Annotated in this window: 9 protein-coding genes; 5 read left to right on the top strand and 4 right to left on the bottom strand. The window is 65.7% G+C overall.

Annotated elements, in window-relative coordinates; all coding sequences use genetic code 11:
• Positions 1-18: 18 nt before the first annotated feature.
• The 3 genes from BLU54_RS15235 (at position 19) to BLU54_RS15215 (ending at position 4425) form a co-directional block, all read left to right on the top strand.
• On the top strand, positions 19-822 hold the full coding sequence (locus tag BLU54_RS15235; protein WP_091910551.1) for an arginyltransferase: 804 nt from the start codon (positions 19-21) through the stop codon (positions 820-822).
• Between the two features lie 1414 nt (positions 823-2236).
• Positions 2237-3262: a quinone-dependent dihydroorotate dehydrogenase gene (locus tag BLU54_RS15220; protein ID WP_091910549.1), complete on the top strand. Its 1026-nt coding sequence runs from the start codon at positions 2237-2239 to the stop codon at positions 3260-3262.
• 353 nt (positions 3263-3615) lie between these two features.
• Positions 3616-4425, top strand: a complete 810-nt coding sequence (locus BLU54_RS15215) for an IclR family transcriptional regulator (protein WP_091910218.1) — start codon at positions 3616-3618, stop codon at positions 4423-4425.
• A gap of 489 nt (positions 4426-4914) precedes the next feature.
• Here BLU54_RS15215 and pbpG read toward each other — a convergent pair whose 3' ends face one another.
• Positions 4915-6114: a D-alanyl-D-alanine endopeptidase gene (gene pbpG / locus BLU54_RS15210; protein ID WP_091910216.1), complete on the bottom strand. Its 1200-nt coding sequence runs from the start codon at positions 6112-6114 to the stop codon at positions 4915-4917.
• A 510-nt stretch (positions 6115-6624) separates the two neighbouring features.
• Between pbpG and BLU54_RS15205 the strand changes: the two genes are divergently transcribed.
• Complete coding sequence (locus tag BLU54_RS15205; protein WP_091910213.1) at positions 6625-7239, top strand: phasin family protein; 615 nt, start codon at positions 6625-6627, stop codon at positions 7237-7239.
• A gap of 1182 nt (positions 7240-8421) precedes the next feature.
• Here the strand turns inward: BLU54_RS15205 and lpdA are convergent.
• The 3 genes from lpdA to aceE all read right to left on the bottom strand — a co-directional run bounded on the left by lpdA (position 8422) and on the right by aceE (position 14777).
• On the bottom strand, positions 8422-10251 hold the full coding sequence (lpdA, locus tag BLU54_RS15195) for a dihydrolipoyl dehydrogenase (RefSeq protein WP_091910207.1): 1830 nt from the start codon (positions 10249-10251) through the stop codon (positions 8422-8424).
• Between the two features lie 19 nt (positions 10252-10270).
• Positions 10271-12004, bottom strand: coding sequence for a dihydrolipoyllysine-residue acetyltransferase (gene aceF / locus BLU54_RS15190; RefSeq protein WP_091910204.1), 1734 nt, complete (start codon positions 12002-12004; stop codon positions 10271-10273).
• 79 nt (positions 12005-12083) lie between these two features.
• Positions 12084-14777 carry a pyruvate dehydrogenase (acetyl-transferring), homodimeric type gene (gene aceE, locus BLU54_RS15185; protein WP_091910201.1) on the bottom strand — a complete coding sequence of 898 codons (2694 nt, stop codon included), beginning with the start codon at positions 14775-14777 and terminating at the stop codon, positions 12084-12086.
• A 268-nt stretch (positions 14778-15045) separates the two neighbouring features.
• Here aceE and BLU54_RS15180 point away from each other — a divergent pair, with 268 nt between their 5' ends.
• Complete coding sequence (locus tag BLU54_RS15180) at positions 15046-17610, top strand: PAS domain-containing sensor histidine kinase (RefSeq protein WP_091910198.1); 2565 nt, start codon at positions 15046-15048, stop codon at positions 17608-17610.
• Positions 17611-17620 lie beyond the last annotated feature (10 nt).

Below are 17620 nucleotides of genomic sequence, written 5' to 3'. Positions count from 1 at the left end.
CCTTCCGGGATCGTGCACGTGACTCATCCGAACGAACTGCCGATATCGCCCCTGTCTGCGCTGCAGTATTACGCGACCGCGCCCTATCCTTGCAGCTATCTGCACCAGCGTACCGCGCGCTCGCAGGTCGTTACGCCCAGTCATCTCGTCGATGCGGATGTCTATGCGGAACTCGTCCGGGTGGGCTTCCGTCGTTCCGGCGTGTTCACCTACCGGCCGTATTGCGACGGATGCACCGCCTGCGTGCCCGTCAGAATACCGGTGGACGCTTTCGTACCCGCGCGCACGCAGCGACGGGTCGCCAAACAGCATGGCTCGTTGGTCGCAACCGCCACGCCGTTGCACTTCGATGCCGAACACTATGCGCTGTACCTGCGGTATCAGCTGACCCGACACGCCGGCGGCGGCATGGACCGCGACAGTCGCGAGCAGTACGATCAATTCCTGCTGCAGAGCCGCGTTAACTCGCGCCTGATCGCCTTCCGCGATGGCGCGCCGTCTCCTGACCTCCTTGCCCTGCCTTCGGACGCCCCGCCCCGCGGGGCCGGCACGTTGCGCATGGTCAGCATGCTCGACATACTGTCGGATGGCCTGTCCGCGGTCTACACCTTTTTCGACCCAGACGTTCCGAACAGCAGTTACGGCACATACAACATCCTTTGGCAGATCGAGCAGGCGCGACATCTGCGGCTTCCCTACGTCTATCTCGGTTATTGGATCGCGGAGAGTCGCAAGATGGCCTACAAGGCCAGGTTTCGTCCGCTGGAAGCGCTTGTTGACGGCGAGTGGCGGGATTTTGCATCGCTCGCGTCAGGCGAGTGAGCAAGTGGACCCGGCGAAGCCACGTGCAAGCCGATCGAACAGGCTGACCTGGCGCCGAACGGAGGACTCGAACGCGTGTATCGACGCAGTGCAACGACGCAGTGCAACGACGCACTGCAACGACGCACTGCAACGACGGAACATACCGGCGAAGTGCTCCGACGGAGCGGACCGACCGAGCGGACCGGCTGAGCCAGCCGGCACCGCGCGCCGACCGCGCGGCGGATCATCGCCTGAGCATGGCAGTCAAGGCGGTCGCGGGATTCGCGACGCTGACCGACGAGGCGAGCTCGGCAATCAGCCGGGCGGCCCGCGCAGGCACGCCGGCCGCCAAAGCGGCTCACGCTTTGAGCCGACGCGACTCACGCATGGCCAGCGACGCATCGAATCGCCTCCCCAACAAGTGCAAAGCGCGGACGGACGCGGCAGCGGTTTCGGATAGACGCTGCCAAGATCGGCTCGCAAACGCCAGCGCTCCTGCCCGGTCATCTTCCAAACCGCCCAACACCGCGGGTCGCGATCGCCCGTGCCGGTCGGTAGCGTGCTGCAATGGCGATTGGCCACGGACGCTGCATCGTCCGACGTGGCAAGGCGCCTCACGGCTTCGACCGAGCGGACGATGGGACCGGCATGCGACGCTGCCATCGCGCGCCGCCGAAGCGCTTGGCGCACGCCAGATGCCGCAGTGATAACCCAGGATCGTGTCCCACTGCCTCGGGTGACCGGCAGACGCTGACTTGCTTTCCCGCTTGCTTGCGCGGATCGACCGACAACACGCGTCGGGCCACGCAGCGCCTCGGACCCACGGAAGTTGCGCGAACTGTCGGTCGCGGTCGCCGCTTTTCTGCTGGCCGGTTGCTGGCCGATTGCTGGCCGATTGCTGCCCAATTGCTGCCCAATTGCTGCCAGATTGTCTTCGTCAATCCGCGGCACCGACAGCAGAGTTGCACCGACAGCCTGGATTCGGGTACGGCCACCGCGCCGCTCGGCGGATCGCTGGCTGGCGGGCTGGCTTCGCTCATTCGAACCACGTCCGGATACGTCGACAAGCCCCGTCTCGCGAACGCAAACCGCCGCGCGTCGCGGCCATGACATACGCGCTCAGCGGTAGCTTGGCCAGTTAAGCGCTGACCCGCTGCGCGACCGATGGCCGTATCGAAATCTCCGGCGACAGCGCTACGGCGACGTCTTCACGGCTATCTTCACGGCTATCTTCACGGCTATCTTGACGGCGATATCTTGACGGCGAGGTGCCCCGTAGCGGCGTTTCGGTACAATGCGGCCGTCCGGCGCTGTTCGGCCGCCAGCCCGTCTCTGGGGCATGTTGCTGGCTGCCCTGTGCCTCGGACTGCCCGTCGCGTCGATCCGCTTGTTGACGCGGGGGCACCCTCTCAGCCTTCGCTCGCATCCGACCGTGCTCGACGCTCTCTATCCCGCATTGCGCGGCGCTCTCTTCAAGCTCGACGCCGAAGAGGCGCATCATCTGACCCTCGGCACGCTTGCCGCACTAGGTCGGGTAGGCGCTGCCCGCCTTCTCGCCAGCCGGCCAGCGCAGCAGCGCCCAGTCACGGCGATGGGGCTGACGTTCCCGAACGCGGTCGGCCTGGCCGCGGGCCTCGATAAGGACGGCGCGTGCATAGACGGGCTGGCGTCGCTCGGTTTCGGCTTCATCGAGATCGGCACCGTCACACCGCGCGCGCAGGATGGCAATCCGCGTCCACGCATGTTCCGGTTGCCGGAGGCCAACGCGCTGATCAACCGAATGGGTTTCAACAACCAAGGCGTCGACCGCTTCATCCAGAACGTGAGCAGCGCGCGCTATCGCGGCATTCTGGGCCTGAATATCGGCAAGAATGCCAGTACGCCGATCGACCGCGCCGTCGATGACTATCTGTACTGCCTGGAGCGGGTATACCCGTTCGCCAGCTATGTCACGATCAACATCTCCTCGCCCAACACCAAAAACCTGCGTCAGCTGCAGGGTGCGGATGAACTCGATCGGCTTCTCGATGCGCTCAACGTAAAGCGACAGGACCTGGCCGCGCTGCACGGCAAGGCCGTGCCGCTCGCCTTGAAGATCGCGCCCGACCTCGATGACGAGCAAGTGAAGGCGATCGCGGCATCGGTGCGCCGGCACGGCATCGACGGCGTCATTGCGTGCAACACTACCTTGGCCCGAGATCAGGTACAGGGCATCGCGCATGGCGACGAGGCGGGCGGGCTTTCCGGCGCGCCGGCGTTCGCCGCGTCGAATCGCGTCATCGCCGCGCTGCGCGCGGAAATGGCCGGCAGTGTACCGATCATCGGGGTCGGCGGCATCATGAGCGGCGCGGACGCGCGAGCCAAACTGGCCGCCGGAGCGACGCTGGTCCAGGTCTACACCGGCTTGATCTATCGCGGCCCTCGGCTCGTCAGGGAGTGCGTCGACGCGCTCGCGTAAGCGTGCGGCGTCGTTGCGAAGCGACGCGCCTCCTTCGACGCCAGCGACGCGCGCCGAGCAGTTCTGCACCCTGGCGTTCGGGATGCGCCTGTTGGCGCACGTCGCAGCATGCGCCGGGCTACCTGCCGGAAAGGCAGGCGAGCAATACGGGTCCTTCTGCAACAGTCGCATGCGCTGCGGATCACCGCGGACCGCTGCGAGTCGTCGTAGCCGACCGCAAGCCGTGACCACGCTGTTCAACACTGGAGACGCGCGGGCTCGCAACCAATGCGGCGTCGCTGTCGGCCGGCGATTTTGTTTCGTCGCCGTTTCACGATATGATAAACGCCTGTTTGTTTTTCTCCCTTCCCTAGATGGCCGACTCCGACAGGGATGGCAAGACTTCGATTCAGGTGATCGAGCGGATGATGCATCTGCTCGATGCGCTGGCCGAACATAGCGATCCGGTCAGCCTGAAAGTCTTGTCCGGCGAGACGCAATTGCACGCGTCGACTGCCCACCGCATTCTCAACGACATGGTTGCCTGCAGGCTCGTCGATCGAGTGGAGCCGGGCAGCTACCGGCTCGGCATGCGTCTGCTCGAGCTCGGCAACCTGGTCAAGGCGCGACTGTCGGTTCGCGAGGCGGCGCTCGGCCCAATGCGCGAGCTGCACCGATCGACCGGGCAAACCGTCAACCTGTCTGTGCGACAGGGCGACGAAATCGTTTATATCGAACGGACGTACAGTGAACGGTCCGGCATGCAAGTAGTACGGGCAATCGGCGGGCGCGCGCCGTTACACCTGACATCGGTCGGCAAGCTGTTCCTGGCAGCCGACGAACCGACGCGCGTACGCAGCTACGCAATCCGCACCGGCCTGGCAGGCCACACCAAGAACAGCATCACCGAGCTGACCAAGCTCGAACGCGAGTTGAATTGGGTTCGACAAAACGTGTGCGCACGGGATAACGAAGAGCTGGAAGTCGGCGTGCGTTGCATGGCCGCCGGCATCTACGACGACGCTGGCAAGCTGGTTGCGGGCCTGTCGCTCTCCGCGCCAGCGGATCGCCTGCAGGAGAGTTGGCTCGGCCAACTGGGCGATACCGCGCTCAGGATCTCGACATCGCTTGGTTTCCACGGCGGTCTTCCGACGCTCGCTGGCAGTGCGGTGGGCGCCGTCTGAATAATGAGCGGCGCGATCGACCTGCCGCGCCAGGGGTCGAGGTCGCCTGTTGCCAGGCGGCTTAGCCAACTGCACCGGTATTTGCAGTGCCTGGGCCCGCCGCTCAGTGTGCGGCGACGGCGCGAGAGCAGCCGGTGAGCACGGCAGAACGCGGCTGCTGATGCCCGTCACACGCGACGGTTACACGGGCTGCCAGGCGGACTACCGGGTGGGCTCTCACACGCGCTGTCAGGCGGGCTCAGGGGCGCATCTGATCCATCCTCAGCGCGTCTCTTGCGGCTCCCGTTTGCGCCCTTTCAGCGCCCTGTCTCCGCTTTACACCGCGCTGTTCACGTGCAACCTTAAGTACGGCGCACAGACGCCCGAGCGCGCTGTTCGAAACTGCGCGCTGGCGCGCCGGCGCGGCCGGACCGAACGGCGAGACAGCGCCACGCCTGGGTCGCGTCCTATGTCACTCACGGCCGCGCCGATGGGCCGGCCGAGGGAACCTCAGGTTCCCGAGTGCGGCACCATTGCGGCGCTCATCAGGCGCTGCGCTTCGGCGTTGGTGGTAAGCCATTGACGGACGCGTTGCGCGTCGCCGATACGCGAGTATTTGCCGGAGGAATCCAACAGCACCATCACCACCGGGCGCTGATTGATCACCGCCTGCATCACCAGACATTCGCCTGCTTCGTTGATGAAGCCCGTTTTCTGGACGCCGATCTGCCAGTCGGCATGCCGCGTCAGCGCGTTGGTCGTGCCGTAGTGCAGATGCGCGCGGCCGGTGTCCACTTCATAGGCGGTATCGGTCGAGAACTGCCGGATCAGCGGGTACTGGTACGCCGCTTCCACCAGCTTGACCAGATCGCGCGCACTCGACACATTCTGGCTCGACAGGCCCGTCGAATTCTCGAAATGCGTGTCCATCATGCCGAGTTCGCGTGCCTTCTGGTTCATCGCGGCGATGAACGCCGGACGTCCGCCCGGAAAGTAGCGACTGAGCGCTGCCGCTGCGCGATTCTCGGACGACATCAGGGCGATGTGCAACATGTCGGCACGCGACAGCCGCGAACCGACTGCCAGGCGCGATCCGGTGCCCTTTTCGTAGTCGCGGTCCTCGTCGGTCACGATCATCGTGTCCTCGAGCGGCATCTTTGCGTCAAGCACAACGATCGCCGTCATCAGCTTGCTGATCGAGGCGATCGGCACGATCGCGCGGCTGTTCTTGTCGATCAGCGCCTGATTGCTGTTCTGATCGATCACGTACGCAACGGACGAGCGCAACGATAGCGGCTCGTTCTCGTTGAGACCGAAGGCCTGCTGCGGCACGCGCGTCGGCGCAAACGCCACGCGGCGGGCGCTTGCGCGTCCTGCGTGAAGCGCGCCATGGACACGGCCGCGAGCGGCAACCAGTCGCGTGGTGGCTTCGGCGCCGCGCTTGGCGGCAAGCGACTGCTTGCCACGCGGCTCGGCGCGCACCACCAGCCTGGCGGCCTTCACGCCGGCCTTGCCGGCTGGCTTGGCCGCCGTCTTCGGGCTCGAGGCCTTGGCGACGGCGCGCGCTTTCGCAGCGCTCTGCTTGCCGGCGGCCTGCGCCGGGCCCGCGCCGCAAAGCGCGGCGGCAGTGGCGAACAGGGTCAGGGAGAGCGCAGCGCGGCGCGCGGCGTTCGCCGCGCTGCCGAGGGGGAAAGAAAGGAGACGATTCATGCGGCGGCGTGAAAAGAATTCTGGCGGCGATGGGTCGGCACGCGTCGGGGCGTCGGCAGGAGCGATAAACGAGTGCAATCACTCACTTACGCGACGGTATTGAGATCATATCTCAAAGTAGCGCAAGCGTTGCAACGGCAATTGTCCGCTGGGGACTGGATTGCGTGGTTTTAGACGCACATCGGCGGTTTCCCGTACGGGAAAGCATGCAGATCGGAACGCAGCGCGCGCATTGTACCGTTGCGTTTGCAATGAAGCTTGACTTGCAACAGTCAACGTCTAGAATGGTGCAATGCTGCATTGCAACAAACGGCGAAAACGGTTTGCGGACGGGCTCCCGACGCGCTTGCGCGCTGCCCCGATCCGCCGAGCAGGGTTCGCGCGGGGCGTTGCTGCTGCCGACTGCCATGCCGTGCATGGTTTCCGCCACGCGCAGGTGTGGCCCAGCTTGCAAACTGCGTCTTTGGTGCCGCTTGAGACTCGGCGCCAACCGCCAGACAGGAGCCTAGAATGAGCGTTTTCAATCCGGAACAGCTTGCGGCCGCCCAGCGCGCCCAGCTCGACACCCTTTTCGGCCTGACCAGCAAGGCGTTCGAAGGTGTCGAAAAGATGATGGAACTGAATATCGAAGCGTTGCGCGCGTCGCTGAGCGACTCGCGTGAGGCTGCCGGCAAGGCCGCTGGCGTCAAGGACGCACAGGAACTGCTCGCGCTGCAGGCATCGATCGTTCAGCCGCTGGCCGAAAAGACGCTGAACTACAGCCGCAGCCTGTACGAGATCCTCTCGTCGACCAACGCCGATCTGGCACGTCTGTCGGAAGAGCAAGTGCAGCAGTACACGCAGCGCGTGCAGGCCGCTGTCGAGAACCTGGCTCGCAACGCGCCGGCCGGCTCGGAAACGGCCGTGGCGGCCGTGAAGGCCGCGGTGACGACTGCCAACACGACGTACGAAACGATCCAGAAGGCGAGCAAGCAAGCGATCCAACTGGCGGAAAGCAACTTCAACGCGGCGTCGACGGCCGCTACGCAGGCTGCCGGTCAGGCCGCCAGCCAGGCGGCGTCGAAGACCGCAGCAGACGTGGCGCGCGCCCAAGCCGCCGCCCAGCCGTCGGCCGCCACCAAGTAAGCCGACCCAGGCGCGCGCGCCCCTGCGCCGCGCCTGCTTGCCCGGCTGCTGCCGCCGGAATCACCCGCAGCTTGGCAACGTCAGTACGCTAGCGTGCCGGACTGCCCGACCCGCGCTGCCCCCGCCGCCTCGCTGGCCAGCCGCCGAGCCCGTCCGGCGATATCTGTCTACGTTTCAGTCGACTACCCGATCGCGGCGCAGTGATCCTGTCGTGTCCTCGGCCGCCATGACGCCGCCGTTGCGCGCATCTTCCCTGCGGATGGCTTCCCGTTCCCCATCGTCGCTTGCCGAGCCAGATCGCCGTAGCGGTAATGCTCGTCCTTCGCCAAGCCGAACCGTACGCGCTTCGCTCGATATCTGCCGATCTAGGTCCGCACGGCCGGGCCGTCCAGTGATCGCAACTCTCCGTGTGCATTCGCGCGCCTTCGCGAAGCGCCCGACGGCTCCGCCGCGACGAAAACGCGGCATCCGAGCGCACCGAGCCTCGCTTGCCACGCGACGATGTGCAGTAGCGGTTCGGATGCCCCATTGAGAACAGCGCTGACATCGTCAATGTGACGGAGCTTGCATCGCCTCGATCGCGATCTGCTACCCATCTGCAGTGCCTGCGGCCTCGATACCGTCGCGACCATTCCAGTACAGCCGTTCCTACGGTCGGCCAAGCCGCTGGCCCTGGATCAACGCACCGCTTCCCGGCCCGGCCAGCGTTTGACGATGCCGTTGCGATGGGGCCCTTAACCGAGGAGAACGGCATCGGCGGTTCATCGCGGCAGTCGGAACAAGGCCGTTGCAACACGGCAGTCGGGCCCAAGCCAGCACGTCGAGCTCGAACGAGCGCGGTGCATCGCCTGATGCCAAGTGCAGTGCAATCGATCCATCGCTGCGGCGCAATGAAGCCGCTGTCCCCGGACAGGTCCGAGCCAATCGCTGTCCGTTTCATCCGTCGCGACGTGAAACGTCCGCCGATGCGTCGTTCGCGCAAGGCACCGACCCGCATCGCGGTTCGCGCTTGCCGTGACCCGACAGGCGCAGTTCCTAGCGCTGCGGCCGGACCGACGCATGACGTAAGAAGATGCCGTCCCCGCCTGATGCTCAAAAGGAAACGCCGCCGGCTGTAGCCGGCGGCGTCAGTCGAATGCTAGCGTGGTTCGCGCGGTGGCGCGGACCACGGCGGGCATTCGCTTACTTCTTGGCGGGCGGAAGGTCGGTGCAGACACCTTCGTAGAGTTCGGCCGCCATGCCGACCGACTCGCCCAAGGTCGGATGCGGATGGATCGTGCGTCCGATATCGGTGGCGTCCGCGCCCATCTCGATCGCGAGGCACACTTCGCTGATCAGATCGCCCGCGCCGGTGCCGACGATGCCGCCACCGATCACGCGATGGGTCTCCTCGTCGAACAGCAGCTTAGTGAAGCCTTCGTCGCGACCGTTGGCGATCGCCCGGCCCGAGGCAGCCCACGGGAATACAGCCCGACCGTACTTTGCGCCCTCGGCCTTCAGTTGGTCTTCGGTCTTGCCGGCCCAGGCCACCTCCGGGTCGGTATACGCGACGGAAGGAATCTGGATCGCATCGAAGTAGGCCTTTTCGCCGTGCGCGGCTTCGGCCGCTACATGGCCCTCGTGGACAGCCTTGTGCGCGAGCATCGGCTGACCGACGAGGTCGCCGATCGCGAAGATGTGCGACACATTGGTGCGCTGCTGCTTGTCGACGGTGATGAAGCCGCGCTCGCCGACCGCCACGCCTGCCTGCTCCGCGCCGATCTTCTTGCCATTCGGCGAACGGCCGACCGCCACCAGCACCAGATCGTAGCGTTGCGGCTCGGGCGGCGCACCCTCGCCCTCGAAGCCGACGTAGATGCCATCGTCACGCGCTTCCGCCGATACGGTCTTGGTCTTCAGCATGACACGCGCGAAACGCTTCGCGTTGAACTTCTGCCAGACTTTGACGAGATCGCGGTCGGCACCCATCATCAGGCCGTCCATCATCTCCACCACGTCGATTTCCGCGCCGAGCGAAGAATAGACGGTCGCCATCTCGAGCCCGATGATGCCGCCGCCGATGACCAGCATCTTCTTCGGCAACTGCCGCAGCTCCAGCGCACCGGTGGAATCCACGACGCGCGGATCCTCGGGCATGAACGGCAGCTTGACGGCTTGGGAACCCGCGGCAATCACGGCTTTCTCGAAACGCACGACCTGGCGCGAACCGTCCGCGACGACTTCGAGATGGTGCGGGTCGAGGAACGTGCCGACGCCGGTGAGCACCTTGACCTTGCGCATCTTCGCCATGCCGGCCAGACCGCCGGTCAGCTTCGCCACTACCGACGACTTGTAGTCGCGCAGCTTGTCGAGGTCGATCTTGGGTTCACCGAAGCTGAGCCCGTGCGCAGCCAGATTGCGTGCCTCGTCGACGATCTGCACCGTGTGCAGCAACGCCTTCGACGGGATGCAGCCGACATTCAGGCAGACACCGCCGAGCGACGCATAGCGTTCGACGAGCACCGTCGACATGCCCAGATCGGCGCTTCGGAACGCCGCGGAATAGCCCCCGGGACCGGCACCCAACACCAGCATCTCGCATTCGACGTCAGCCTTGCCGTCGAACTTGCCGGCCTGCGGCGCCGGCGCAGCCACCGGCGCGCTCGTACCGCGCTTGTCCGTCGAGCCGGTCGTGACCTGCGGGGCGGCCGGCGCCTGGGAGGCGGCGGGCTTCTCCTGCGCGGCGCCCGCGCCGGTCTCGGCCGCACCGCCGTCCTTCGCTTGCGCACCCGCATCGGCCGTCTCGACCACGGCAATGACCGTGCCCTGCGACACGCGATCGCCCGCCTTGACGCGCACCTCCTTCACCGTGCCGGCAACATCGCTCGGCACTTCGATCGAGGCCTTGTCCGATTCGAGCGTGAGCAACGGCTGCTCCTTCTCGATCGCGTCGCCGGCCGCGAACGACACCTCGATGACCGGCACATCGTGAAAGTCGCCGATGTCTGGAATCTTGATTTCGATAACACTCATCGCATCGTCTCCGCGGCGATCAAAGCATCACCCGGCGGAAGTCCGCCAGGATCTGACCGAGGTAGGCATTGAAACGCGCGGCTTCGGCGCCGTCGATCACCCGGTGGTCGTACGACAGCGAGAGCGGCAACATCAGGCGCGGCACGAACTGCTTGCCGTCCCAGACCGGCCGTTGCGCGCTGCGGCAGACACCAAGGATCGCGACTTCCGGCGCATTGATGATCGGCGTGAACGTCGTGCCGCCGATGCCGCCAAGCGACGAGATCGAGAAGCAGCCGCCCTGCATCTGGTCGGGCTTGAGCTTGCCGTCGCGCGCCAGCTTGGCGAGATCCGACGTCTCCTTCGCGATCTCCATCACGCCCTTCTTGTCCGCGTCGCGAACCACCGGCACGACCAGGCCGTTGGGCGTATCGGCGGCAAAGCCGATATGGAAATATTGCTTGAAGACGAGATTGTCGCCATCGAGACTCGTGTTGAACGTCGGAAATTTCTTGAGCGCCGCGACGCACGCCTTGATCAGGAACGCGAGCATCGTCACCTTGACGCCGCTCTTCTCGTTTTCCTTGTTCAGCGTCACGCGCAACGCTTCGAGCTCGGTGATGTCCGCTTCGTCATTGTTCGTGACGTGCGGGATCATCACCCAGTTGCGGTGCAGATTGGCACCGGAGATCTTCTTGATGCGCGACAGCGGCTTCGCCTCGTTCGGACCGAACTTGTTGAAGTCGACCTTCGGCCAGGGCAGCAGATCGAGACCGCCCGCCCCGGCAGCCGGCGCCGCGTTGGGTGCTGCCACGCCGCCCTGCAGTGCCTGCTTGACGTAGGCGCGCACGTCGTCCTGCGTGATGCGTCCCTTGGGGCCCGTACCGCTCAGGCGCGACACGTCCACGCCGAGCTCGCGCGCGAACTTGCGCACCGAAGGGCTGGCGTGACTTGCCTTGCGACCGGCGCCGCCCACGCCGGCTTCGATCACCGGCGCCTGCGCCAACGGGTTCGCCGCGGCGGCCTGCGGTGCCGGTGCCGCGGGCGCATCCGGCGAAGCTTCGCGCGCCGGTGCTGCGGGCTTGCTGCCGGCCTGCGTCGGCGCGGCCGGCTTGCTCTCGGCCGGTGCCGGCGCCGCGGCCGACTCGAGCGTCAGAATCAAGGTGCCCTCGGCCACCTTGTCACCGACCTTGAGCGCGACCGACTTGACCACGCCAGCCGCCGGACTCGGCACGTCCATCGTCGCCTTGTCCGTTTCGAGCGTGAGCAGCGCCTGCTCCTTCTCGACCGTGTCGCCTTCCTTCACGGTGACTTCGATGACCGGAACGTCCTTGTAGTCGCCGATGTCAGGCACCTTCACTTCGATCGTGCCGCCCGCTTGCGGTGCCGGCGCGCCCGCGTCGGCGCGTTCCGCGATGTTCGGCTCCGCGGCCGCTTGCTGGACCTGCTGTGCTTGCTCTTTGTCCGCCTGCTGTTTGCTCGCCTGCTGACCGGCAGCCGCCGAGGCCTGGCCGCCGGCCGCTTGCGCGCCACCCGCCTCTTCCAGCTCCAACAGCACGCTGCCTTCCGATACCTTGTCGCCCGGCTGCACGCGCAGCGCCTTGACCACGCCGCCCTTCGGGCTCGGCACGTCCATCGCTGCCTTGTCCGATTCCAGACTGACCAGCGACTGTTCGGCTTCGATGGTGTCACCGACCTTGACGAACACCTCGATGACCGGCACGTCGTGATAATCGCCGATGTCCGGAACCTTGACTTCGATCGTTTGACTCATTTTTTGGAGATCTCCATGACGCAACGCGCCGCCGCTGCGCAGCAGTCGGCGGACGCGAGGCGTACGGCGCGCACGCGCCTTATACGGTCATCGGGTTCGGCTTGTCGCCGTCGAGCTTGTATTTCGCCAGCGCCTCGCCCACCTTCTTGCGATCGAGCTTGCCTTCGTCGGCCAGCGCCTTGAGGGCCGCCACCGTGATCCAGTAACGATCGACCTCGAAGAAGTGGCGCAGCGCTTCGCGAGTATCCGAGCGACCGTAGCCGTCCGTGCCCAGCACAACGTAGCGGCGCGGCACGAAGGCGCGGATTTGCTCGGCGAACGCCCGTACGTAGTCGGTTGCGGCGATCACCGGACCTTGCGTGCCGTCGAGCTTGCCGGCGACGTGCGAGACGCGCGGCGTGTCGGTCGGGTGGAGCATGTTCCAGCGCTCGACGTCGTGACCGTCACGCGCCAGTTCGGTGAAGCTCGGGCAGCTCCACAGGTCGGCTTCGACGCCCCAGTCATCGTGCAGCAGCGAGGCCGCGGCGATGACTTCGTTGAAGATCGTGCCCGAGCCGAGCAGCTGCACGCGCGGCGTGTTCGCCTTGCCCTTGGCGCCGCTGCGGAACGCATACATGCCCTTCACGATGTCGCGCTCCGCGCCTTCCGGCAGCGCGGGATGCTCGTAGTTCTCGTTCATTACCGTGATGTAGTAATAAACGTCTTCCTGCTCCTGCACCATCCGGCGCAGACCGTCCTGGATGATGACCGCGACCTCGTGGCCGAAGGCCGGGTCGTAGCTCACGCAGTTCGGGATGCCGGCCGCGAACATGTGCGAATGGCCGTCCTCGTGCTGTAGCCCTTCGCCGTTCAGCGTGGTGCGGCCCGCCGTGGCGCCGAGCAGGAAGCCGCGCGAACGCATGTCGCCGGCGGCCCAGGCGAGGTCGCCAATGCGCTGGAAGCCGAACATCGAATAGAAGATGTAGAACGGGATCATCTGTTCGCCGTGCGTCGAGTACGACGTCGCCGCGGCGATCCAGTCGGCCATGCCGCCGGCTTCGTTGATGCCCTCCTGCAGGATCTGCCCGTCCTTCGACTCGCGATAGAACATCAGCTGATCGCTGTCTTCCGGCACGTACTTCTGGCCGTCCTGATTCCAGATGCCGATCTGGCGGAACAGCCCTTCCATGCCGAAGGTGCGCGATTCATCCGGCACGATCGGCACGATGCGACGGCCGAGCTGCTTGTCCTTCAGCAAGATGTTCAGGATTCGCACGAAAGCCATCGTCGTGGAAATCTGACGGCCCTCGCCACTGCCCTTGGTCACCGGCGCGAACGCGTCGAGCGACGGCACGGCGAGCGGCTCCGCCTTCTGCCGACGTGCCGGCAGATAACCGCCCAGCGCCTCGCGGCGCTCGCGCATATAGGTCAGTTCCTTCGAACCTTCGTCGAACTTCAGGTACGGAACATCGACGATCGCGTCGTCGCTGATCGGCAGGCGGAACTGGTCGCGGAACTTCTTCAGCGCGTCCACCGGCAGCTTCTTCTGCTGGTGGGTGATGTTCATCGCCTGGCCGGACTCGCCCATGCCGTAGCCCTTGATCGTCTTCGCGAGGATCACGGTCGGCTGGCCACGGGTCTTGGTGGCGGCATCGAAGGCGGCGTAGATCTTGTGCGGATCGTGTCCGCCGCGGTTCAGGTTCCAGATGTCGTCGTCGGACCAGTCCGCCACCAGCGCCTTGAGTTCGGGCGTGTTGAAGAAGTGCTCGCGCACGAAAGCGCCGCTCTCCGACTTGTACGTCTGGTATTCGCCGTCGACCGCTTCCATCATCCGGCGCATCAGCGCGCCGCTCTTGTCGCGCGCGAACAGGGCATCCCAACGGCTGCCCCACACGACCTTGATGACGTTCCAGCCGGCGCCGCGGAACTCCGATTCGAGTTCCTGGATGATCTTGCCGTTGCCCCGCACCGGGCCGTCGAGACGCTGCAGATTGCAGTTGACGACGAAGATCAGGTTGTCCAGGCGCTCGCGGCCGGCCATGCCGATCGCGCCGAGCGACTCCGGCTCGTCCGTCTCGCCGTCGCCGAGGAACGCCCATACCTTGCGGCCGTCGGTCTGAGCGATGCCGCGCGCTTGCATGTACTTCATGAAGCGGGCCTGGTAGATGGCCATGATCGGGCCCAGTCCCATCGACACCGTCGGGAACTGCCAGAAATCGGGCATCAGCCAGGGGTGCGGGTAGGACGAAATGCCCTTGCCGCCCACTTCCTGGCGGAAATTGTCGAGTTGCTCCTCGCTCAGCCGACCGATCAGGAAGGCGCGCGAGTACATGCCGGGCGACGAGTGGCCCTGGAAGAAGACGAGGTCGCCGCCGTGCTCGGCCGACGGCGCGTGCCAGAAATGGTTGAAGCCCACGTCATACAGCGTGGCCGCGGAGGCGAACGATGCGATGTGGCCGCCCACGTTGGTGTGCTTGCCAGCGCGCAGGACCATCGCGAGCGCATTCCAGCGCGTGTACGAGCGGATCCGATGTTCGAGGTCCTGGTCGCCGGGGATGTTCGCCTGCTGCGCCAGCGGAATCGTATTGATGTATGGCGTATTCGCCGAGAACGGCAGGTGCTCGCCGTGCACGCGGGCGAACTCGATGAGCTTCTCGATCAGGAAGTGCGCGCGGTCCGGGCCTTCGGCCGCCAGCACGCCTTCAAGCGCTTCGAGCCACTCGCGCGTTTCCTGCTGGTCGTCGTCGTGCTCGCTTGCGACGTATTTGATGACTTCCCCGGGGACCGCTGACATGGATGTCTCCTCTCAAATGATGGCCGGTCTGCCGCAAGCGGCGCCGGACGGGGCGATTGTAAAGACCCGCTCCAACCGTTAGCAAGCAAATTCTCGGATGACGAGATTCGATTTTGCAATACGAAATTTTGTTGCTGCGCAACAAGTTGCGTCGTCCCCTTTCCGCGCATTTTTCGCGCCTCGTCGCCCGTCCCAGCCTGTGCTGGCCGGCTTCCAACGCCCCGCCACCACCGGTCGAGGCGGGGTTGGGGTGCGCTACAATCCGCCCATGCTGACACATAGGTTATCCGCGCTCTTTTCGCGACGGGACAAACCCTACGACGCGACGGCGCTCGCCGCGGGCGGGTACCGCCTGCCACGCCGGATGACGTCCAACGCGTCGCTGTTGGCACCGCTGATCTCGATCCTGATCTTTGTGATGGTGATCACCGCGATCGTGTGGAGCCTGAACCGGCGCGAGCAGCAATATCAGCAGGACACGCTCTACCGCAATGCGGCCTGGGCCCAGCAGCAAATCCGCGTCGCACTTGGCGACGTGCAGGATCAAGGCGCCGCACTGGCCCGCGCGGCCGCCGCCGGCAGTCCACAGATCGGCGCCGCGTTGGCGCAAGCCCATCGCCACCATCCCGAAGTCGTATTGGTCGATTGGCTCGACACTGACGGTCGCAGCATGACCGCGTCGGTGCGCTCGGAAGCTGAACAGGCCACCGAAGGGACGGCGTCCGGCACCCGGCCGGCGAGCGCGCCAGTGCCGGCTAGCCAGGCGCGATCGGCATCGCAAAGCGGCGATGCCGGCCTGCCGACGATCCCCGCCAACCTGCCGCAATGGCAGACCATGCTGCGCGCGGGTGCCGGCGGGCCGGCGTCGCAGCACTATTCCCCGTTGCTCTTCGATGCGGCTGGCAAGGCGTACATGACGCTGCAGACGCCGGTGGTCCGCGCCCGTCGGCAGATCGGCTCGATCGCGATGCTGCTCTCGATCGACGCGATGCTCGCGCACCAACTGCCCAGCGAGCTGACCTCCAAGTTCAAGATCTCGCTGGTGGCCGAGGACGGGCGCGAACTGAGCACGTCCTCGACCCGCCCGCGCCTGCCGCGCGACGCGTTCTCGCAGTTGCGCCTGCAACCGCCCGGCAACGGCCTGTCCGTGCGGGTGTATACCTACCCACGCATCGGCAACCTCACGAACAATACGCTGGTGTGGCTGGTCGCCGGTCTCTCCTGCCTGGTGCTGTGGAGCCTGCTCAGCCTCTGGAAGTTCACCCGACAACGGGCGGCGGTTCAGCAGGCCCTCTTCGAGGAGGCTTCGTTCCGGCGCGCGATGGAGAACTCGGTCTCGCTCGGCATGCGCGTACTGGACCTGACCGGGCGCATCACCCACGTCAATCCCGCGTTCTGTCGGATGACCGGGTGGGACGAAAGCGATCTGGTCGGCCAGGTTGCGCCGTTCGCCTATTGGCCGCCGGACTCCTACGCGGAGATGGCGCGCCAATACGACATGACGCTGCGCGGCAAGGTGCCGGCCAGCGGCTTCGAGATGCGGGTGCGGCGCAAGGACGGCTCGATCTTCCACGCCCGCATGTACATCTCGCCGCTGATCGACGCAAGCGGCAAGCAGACCGGCTGGATGGGCTCGATGACCGACATCAGCGAGCCGCGCCGGGTGCGCGAGGAGCTGTCGGCCGCGCACGAGCGTTTCACGACCGTACTCGAAAGCCTGGATGCCGCCGTGTCGGTGCTCGCGGCCAACGAGGCGGAGTTGCTGTTCGCAAATCGCTACTACCGCAACCTGTTCGGCGTGCGCGCCGACGGCCACCTGGCGCTGGCCGGCACCGGCTTCGACATGACGCAGGTCTCGAACGATTCGATCGACCTGGTCGACACCTATGCGGGACTGCCGGCCAGCGCGCTGACCGACAGCAGCGCCGACACCATCGAGGTGTACGTCGAACGCGCGGCCAAGTGGTTCGAGGTGCGCCGGCAATACATTCAGTGGGTCGACGGGCATGTCGCGCAGATGCAGATTGCCACCGATATCACGGCGCGCAAGCAGGCGCAGGAACTGGCCCGTCAGCAGGAAGAGAAGCTGCAGTTCACCAGCCGGCTGACCACGATGGGCGAGATGGCCTCGTCGCTGGCTCACGAGTTGAACCAACCACTGGCCGCGATCAGCAACTACTGTTCGGGTGCGGCCGCGCTCGTCAAGTCCGGCCGGGGTTCGGATGCGACGCTGCTGCAGGCGCTCGACAAGACCGCGCAGCAAGCGCTGCGCGCCGGCATGATCATCAAGCGGATACGCGCGTTCGTGAAGCGCAGCGAGCCCAAGCGCGAGCCGGCCGACGTGCACGATATCGTCGCGGACGCGGTCGGGCTGGCCGAGATCGAAGTGCGCCGCCTCGGCATGCGCGTGGCGATCGACGCCGGCAGCCCGCTGCCGGCGGTGTCGGTCGACCCGGTGCTGATCGAACAGGTGCTGGTCAATCTGATCAAGAACGCGGCGGAAGCGATGTACGGCGCCCCACGGCAGAACGATCCCGAACGGAGCACGATACACGTCTGCGCCTCGCGCGAGGACGAGATGATCTGTGTGACAGTGCGGGACACCGGCCCGGGCATCGACCCGGCGCATGCCGAGCAGCTGTTCGAACCCTTCTTCAGCACGAAGCGGGACGGGATGGGGATGGGCCTGAACATCTGCCGCTCCATCATCGAGTCGCATCGCGGCCGTTTGTGGGCCGAAAACAGGCAGGACGCGGCCGGCCAGGTGCTCGGCTGCGAGTTTCATTTCACCTTGCCGATAGGCGAAGCGCCGTCGGCACGCTACGATTCCTAACAACAGTCAC

The organism is Chitinasiproducens palmae (assembly GCF_900095735.1).
GTDB classification, from domain to species: domain Bacteria; phylum Pseudomonadota; class Gammaproteobacteria; order Burkholderiales; family Burkholderiaceae; genus Chitinasiproducens; species Chitinasiproducens palmae.
This window is presented reverse-complemented; position numbering and strand designations above follow the sequence as displayed.